The sequence below is a fragment of the Nitrincola alkalisediminis genome (assembly GCF_009821115.1).
GTDB classification, from domain to species: domain Bacteria; phylum Pseudomonadota; class Gammaproteobacteria; order Pseudomonadales; family Balneatricaceae; genus Nitrincola; species Nitrincola alkalisediminis.
The window spans coordinates 73,433-80,455 of the sequence record NZ_VYTY01000015.1; the positions used below are offsets into that span (position 1 = coordinate 73,433).

3 protein-coding genes and 2 pseudogenes are annotated in these 7,023 nt (G+C 39.4%); all 5 read left to right on the forward strand.

Annotation, left to right across the window (positions count from 1 at the left end):
• The 5 genes and pseudogenes from wecB (at position 1) to F5971_RS18610 (ending at position 6,691) form a co-directional block, all read left to right on the forward strand.
• Positions 1-1,131 (forward strand): non-hydrolyzing UDP-N-acetylglucosamine 2-epimerase, encoded by a 1,131-nt coding sequence (gene wecB, locus F5971_RS17190; protein WP_193496289.1) that lies wholly within the window; start codon positions 1-3, stop codon positions 1,129-1,131.
• A gap of 26 nt (positions 1,132-1,157) precedes the next feature.
• The gene (gene wecC / locus F5971_RS17195; protein ID WP_193496291.1) at positions 1,158-2,441 is read left to right on the forward strand and encodes a UDP-N-acetyl-D-mannosamine dehydrogenase; all 1,284 of its coding nucleotides are present in this window, start codon (positions 1,158-1,160) and stop codon (positions 2,439-2,441) included.
• Between the two features lie 63 nt (positions 2,442-2,504).
• Positions 2,505-5,552, forward strand: a complete 3,048-nt coding sequence (locus F5971_RS17200) for a glycosyltransferase (protein WP_193496294.1) — start codon at positions 2,505-2,507, stop codon at positions 5,550-5,552.
• Between the two features lie 284 nt (positions 5,553-5,836).
• A pseudogene (locus F5971_RS18605) lies at positions 5,837-6,151 on the forward strand (transposase family protein); the annotation flags it as partial.
• Positions 6,064-6,691: pseudogene (locus F5971_RS18610) on the forward strand (ISAs1 family transposase). The pseudogenes F5971_RS18605 and F5971_RS18610, both read left to right, overlap by 88 nt.
• Positions 6,692-7,023 lie beyond the last annotated feature (332 nt).

Genomic DNA, 7,023 nt, shown 5'->3' on the forward strand with positions numbered 1-7,023 from the left:
ATGCAAACCCCTAAAAAAATACTGACTGTTTTTGGTACACGACCAGAAGCGATTAAAATGGCCCCCTTAGCCTTGCAATTAGCGGCTGATGAGCGTTTTGACGCCAAAGTCTGTGTGACTGCACAACATAGAGAAATGCTTGATCAGGTTTTAGAACTGTTTGAATTAAAACCTGATTTTGATCTTAATTTAATGAAGCCCGGGCAGGATTTAACGGATATTACAACGGGTATTCTACAAGGACTTAAACAGGTTTTTTTAGATTTTAAACCTGATGTTGTTCTTGTTCATGGTGACACTGCCACGACTTTCGCCACCACTTTAGCAGCTTACTATCAGCAAATTGCAGTTGGTCACGTGGAAGCGGGGTTAAGAACTGGCAATATTTATTCGCCCTGGCCTGAAGAAGGTAATCGCAAACTAACGGGTGCACTTGCTAATATTCATTTTGCTCCTACGTCAACGTCAAAGCAAAACTTGCTTAATGAAGGTGTCAGTCCCGAGTGTGTTCATGTTACCGGCAATACGGTGATTGATGCGCTTTTCGAAGTTATTGAAAAGCTTAAGAGCAATGCGAACCTTTCCAGTCAGTTCAATACTCAATTTGAATTTTTAGACTCTTCAAAAAAATTGATATTGGTTACAGGCCATCGTCGAGAAAGTTTCGGAGGTGGATTTGAGCGGATCTGTCAGGCACTTGCTAACACGGCGATAAGTCATCCAGATGTTGAAATCGTTTACCCAGTTCACTTAAATCCTAATGTACAAGAGCCCGTCAATCGTTTATTGGCAGGTATTGATAACATTCATTTGATCGACCCTTTAGATTATTTACCCTTTGTGTATTTAATGAACCAAGCTCACATCATTCTCACTGACTCAGGTGGAATTCAGGAAGAGGCGCCATCTTTAGGAAAGCCTGTGTTGGTTATGCGAGATACCACTGAAAGGCCTGAGGCGGTTGAAGCGGGCACTGTTAAATTGGTCGGAACAGATTCTGATGTGATTACTCAGGAACTGACTCGTCTTTTACGTGACCAAGATGCTTACAATACAATGAGTTTTGCTCACAATCCGTATGGTGATGGTCAAGCATGCCTTCGTATACGCGATTATCTTGCAAGTCTTTAATTTTTACTTTACAAAAGGAATTCTAAATGAGTTTTAAAACAATTTCAGTCGTGGGTCTTGGATATATCGGTTTACCAACAGCGGCTGTGTTTGCATCTAGAAAACAACCTGTTATAGGGGTCGATGTTAATCAACATGCTGTTGACACAATCAACAAGGGTGAAATACACATCGTTGAACCTGAGTTGGATATAGTTGTCCGTGCAGCTGTATCTCAAGGGTTTTTAAAAGCTGTAACAAAACCTGAACCTGCTGATGCTTTTATGTTGGCAGTGCCTACACCTTTTATTCACGACACTGAAGGTGATAGCCATAAAGCCGATTTGAGTTATATCGAAGCCGCCAGTAAGGCGATCGCACCCGTATTAAAATCAGGCGATCTTGTTGTTTTAGAGTCAACCAGTCCCGTTGGTGCAACGGAGCAAATGGCCGCATGGCTTGCGGAGGCTCGTCCTGATCTAACTTTTCCACAAACACATGGTGAGTCATCGGATATCCGAATTGCGCATTGTCCAGAGCGTGTTTTGCCGGGGCATGTGATACGTGAACTCGTTGAAAATGATCGAGTGATCGGCGGCTTGACGTCCAAGTGTTCACAGCGCGCAGTTGAACTGTATAAAATTATCGTTGAAGGTGAGTGTGTCGTTACTAACGCTCGCACTGCTGAAATGGCAAAGTTAACGGAAAATAGTTTCCGAGATGTCAATATTGCATTTGCGAATGAGCTTTCAACTATCTGTCATGAGCTAAATATTAATGTTTGGGAGCTTATCACTCTCGCTAATCGTCATCCTCGTGTGAGTATTCTGCAGCCGGGTGCAGGTGTTGGTGGGCACTGTATAGCCGTAGATCCATGGTTCATTGTTGACTCATGCCCAGAGCATGCTCGTCTGATTAAAACTGCCAGAATAGTCAACGATGATAAGCCTAAGTGGGTACTAGAGCAGATTAAACAGCAACTCGATCAAATACATCAAAATAAACCCAATGTATCGAGAGCCTCAATCAAGGTTGCCTGTTTGGGCATTGCGTTTAAGCCGGATATCGATGACCTGCGTGAGAGTCCAGCTATGGGCATTGCAGAGCAAGTGTCGGCCTTAGGCTGCCAGCTGATGATTGTTGAGCCGAACATACATCAATTACCTAAAACACTCGCTCAATCAGCTTCTTTAGTTTCCCTTGATGAAGCGCTAGTCCAAGCTGATGTTGTTGCCGTTCTTGTTAAACATAAACCCTTTATTGAAAACACGGCAAAACTGATCAATTTAGCTCATATAATTGATGCTGTTGGTTTACTTAACACAAAATAAATGATGATCCGCAGGCATCGGTTAGATGCCTGCACTAAGGAATACCCTGAGGTCTTTTGTAATATGGATGCGCTTCTTCAGCTTGCACAGCAGTGTGCTCAGCAGTCAGCAGTAAATTTTTTTCCAATTCACAACCGTGTTGCATACGTTGTCAGTCACGGTCAAAGCTACGCAAGCAATGGCTATGCAATCAGAACTCAAGCCGTGGCGAAGGCGCTTAACGAACATGGCTTTGAGGTGCTATGTTTTGTTAAGCCTGGTCGCCCGTGGGAGTTGAATAAAGATATTACAAAAGACATCGCACCAGAAGTGATAGTTGATGGTGTGCGCTACATCCACAGTCGCTTGTGGGAAAAAGCACATAATGCACAAAAACAGTTTGAAAAGAGTGTTGAAAAGTTCGTTGAACTTTTTCAAGTGTATCGTCCTAGCGTTGTCTTAGCGGCTTCAAATTGGATAGTAGGACTGCCTGCTTGGGTTGCAGCAAAGCGTCTTGGTATTCCATTTCACAACGAGGTGCGTGGTTTTTGGGAGCTTTCGCGTGATGCACGTGAGCCCGGATATGCAGATACAGAAGAGTATCAGATTGAGAAGGAGCGAGATACGTTTGTTTCGATACAAGCTGAAACAGTATTTACATTAAATAATTCTATGAAAAACGAATTGATCAATCGTGGTATAGATGGTAGAAAAATTCATATATTACCCAATGCAGTCAATAAGTTACCTGATATTAAGAATGTGGACCCTAGACTGATTGAAGAGCTGGGAATTGCAGAAAATGAAAAAGTTATCGGTTACATTGGTAGCTTCAGTGCCTATGAAGGCTTAGACATATTAGTCGAAGCTTGTTCTATATTAGTTGATCAGGGACAAAAGCTGAAATTGTTGCTAGTTGGTGATAATCAGCCGCTGACTGTTAATTTATCAAGTAATCATCATAAAAGTAATTATTCTAAGCTGCCATGGGTTGTAGAAGTAGGGAGAGTCCCACATGCTAATGTAGCTCATTATTATGCCTTGATCGACCTCATTGTGATACCGCGTAAAAAATTTTCAGTATGTGGACTTGTTCCACCGATGAAAATAGTGGAAGCACTAAGTTATAGAAAAGGGATAATTGTATCAGATGTGGCAGCATTAAAAGAATATGCAGATAGGTATGAACATGTAGTAACTTTTGAATCAGAAAATTCAAAAAGCCTAGTAATGAAAATGCAAAAAGCATTCAGTATGCCTATACCTCAAGAAGTTGACCTATTAATGACAACGTATATTAGTTCATTAGTGAACAAGTTGTCAGTAATGAAACAAACTGTGAGTAAAGAAAACACTCCTGTATTAGATTTTACTTTACTTGAATCATTCTCAAAAAATAATAATGTTGATAAAGTAAAGGGAGATAATAAAACTAATATTTTAAAAGCTATTTCAATTATGGATGAAATATCAGAAGAGTGTTGGAAGTACGAGTTTAAAAATTTCAGAATTAATAGAAATAACTATAAATCACAAGTTGAAAGTTCTAGTGCTTCATTTGCATTCTTAGAGAGTTGCTGGAAGGGTAACGGTGGATCATGGGAGTATGCTTTTACATCGCCAGGTTTAAAGCATGCTAATGCTCAAGCACTGTTGGATTTAATACCTATAATCAGGCATAAAGGAATGCCTATTGTCTTCTGGAATAAAGAAGATCCTATGCATTATGAGCGTTACCTACCTATTGCGAAACAAGCTGATATAATATTTACTACTGACTCGAATAAGGTAATTGATTATCAAAGAGATATACCATCAGCGGATGTACATGCAGTTCCTTTTGCTGCGCAGCAAAAAATATGCAATCCATCAAATAGATTTAAAATACAGCCGGAGTCTGTATGTTTCGCAGGCTCATACTATAGTGAAGGGCATGATGATCGTAAACAACAAATGCACGCACTGTTGCCATCAATAATAGACTTTAATGGTGCTATTTATGATCGTTTTTCAAAATTAAATAATGATAGATATAAGTTTCCTGAAATTTTTCACCCCTTTATTCGTGATGCAGTACCATTTAATGAAATTGTGCAGCTTTACAAGCGATTTAAAGTTTTTTTGAATGTTAATACAATTGTAGACTCTCCTACAATGATGTCGCGTAGAGTTTATGAACTACTAGCATGTGGAACCCCTGTTGTATCTACTCCATCAAAAGCTATTGAAGAACAGTTTTCAGGGATAGTACAGATGGCATCAGATTCAAAAGAAGCAAATCAGATAATTGAGAAGTTATTATCTGATGACCATTATTGGGAAAAAATATCACATCTTGGTTATCGAGAAGTGATGACTAAGCACACATATACACATCGTTTAGAGTCGATAAAAAAATCACTTGGGTTCAGTATCCATGAAGGAAAACCGCTTGTGAGCATTATTACATGTACTCGTCGACCAAATATGATTGATCGAATAGTAGAGAATATGACCAGGCAAAATCATCCCAATTGTGAATTGATTTTAGTTGTTCAGGATTTTACATGTTCTGAAATTCAAGATTTAATTTTAAAACTTACGCGAAATCCATCAAATATTAATCGAGTTGAGCTTATTTCAAATGATAGTCAGAATGTAACTTTAGGTGAGCGTTTTAATCATGCCGCAACATATGCTAAGGGTGAGTATATTGCAAAAATGGATGATGATGATTTTTATTTTCAGAATTATCTGTCTGATATGCTTATTCCATTTAGTTTTGGTGATTTTGGAATGGTTGGAAAGAAAGAGCTTTATATGTATCTTTCAGGGTCGAATAAACTTATTAAGCGATTCTCAGGAATGAAGCATAGAGTTGTTGATTTCGTCGCAGGTCCTACATTTGTAATCAGAAGATCAGTGTTTAACGAGGTTAAATTTGAATCCAGAAATACTGGTGAAGATAGTTCTTTTATAAAAAATATTCAAGCTGCAGGCTATAAGATTTATGCTTCGGACCCTTTTAATTTTATCCAGTTTAGAGCAGACCCGAGTAAGCATACATGGGGAGTATCAGATGAAGAGATCTTACAGGGTAAGCAAACTCAGATTGTAGATAATTATTTTAATTCAAGTCGAGTTGATTTTTAGTTTTTATTTAGAGGGTGATGGTTCGTGCCATGTTAGTAATTATGTTAATTTCTTCCATAAATCTTTGATTTTAATAAATAAAAAGGTTCAAGGTTAGGGGGGTCATTAAACCCCTTGCTATCAGTGGCTTTGATCAAAAAGCGGAGACAGAAAAATTAGCTTAAACCCAACAAGTATGGTCTGATGCAAGGATTATATTCTCATCAGGTATCATCATGAACCCACAAGACCCGCTAAGCCATTTTTCAATTCTTAAAGACTATCGCTAAGATTGGAAGGAGGAGCATTCGCTTTCTGACATTTTATTACTGACCGTTTGCGTTGTGATTGCAGGAGCTGAAGGCTGGGAAGAAATCCCAGGTTTTGGTGAAGCGCATCTTGATGAGTTGAAGTGCTACGGCGATTTTGAAAATGGAATTCCAAGACACAATACGATTGCCCGAGTGATCGCAAGCTTGAATTCGAGTCAAATGCAAACATGTTTTTCAGAATCGATGAAAAGCTGTCATATATTAACAGAGGGCATATTATTGCGTTTGATGGAAAGACGCTTCGGAGCACTTACGACAAGAGTCGTCGGCGCGGTGCAATCCATATGATTAGTGCATTTTGTGTTGAAAGTTGTATGGTGATTGGGCAGCTCAGAATAGCGGAAAAAAGCAATGAGATAACGGCGATTCCAGAGTTGTTAAAATTGCTAGAAATCCGTGGATGCCTTGTGACACTAGATGCTATGGGCTGTCAGCGTGCGATTGCTAAGGCGATCATTGATAAAAAAGCCGATTACTTGTTGGCTGTAAAAGGCAATCAACCTCGTCTGGAAAAGCCTTCAAAGAGCATTTCCCGATGAGTCGTTTACTGCATACGAAGGTGATTGTTTTAGTACAACCGAATCGAGTCATGGCCGTAATGAAACGCGATTATATGTTGTCAGTGATGTGTTTGATGAGTTCGTAAACTTGTCATTTTATTGGCCAAAAATGAAGAGTATTGGGGTGGCCATTTCATTTCGACAAGAAGGTGAAACCATCCCTGACCATGCGCAAGTTCGCTATTATATTTCGTCTGAAATCTTAACCGCGGAGCGCTTTTCACAAGCTGTTCTCCAACACTGGTTTATTGAGAATAAATTGCATTAGTCATTGGATGTTGCGTTTAAAGAAGATGCTTGTCGGATACGTCGTGAAGATGCCGAGGAGAACCTCGCATGAATTTGGCATATAGCGATGAACTTCTTGAAAAGTGAAAAGATCTTTAAAGCAGGCATTCAAAGGAAGCGAAAGAAGGCTACGATGAGTCGAGAGTATTTATCGCAAGTCTTAGAGATATGCTGGGCTTTATGATCAGGGGAATATCATGAAACCCCTTGCTATCAGTGGCCTTAACCGAAATGAGGAGACAGAAAAATTAGCTTAAAACCAACAAGTATGGTCTGATGCAAAGATTCTATTCTCATCAGGTATCGTCATGA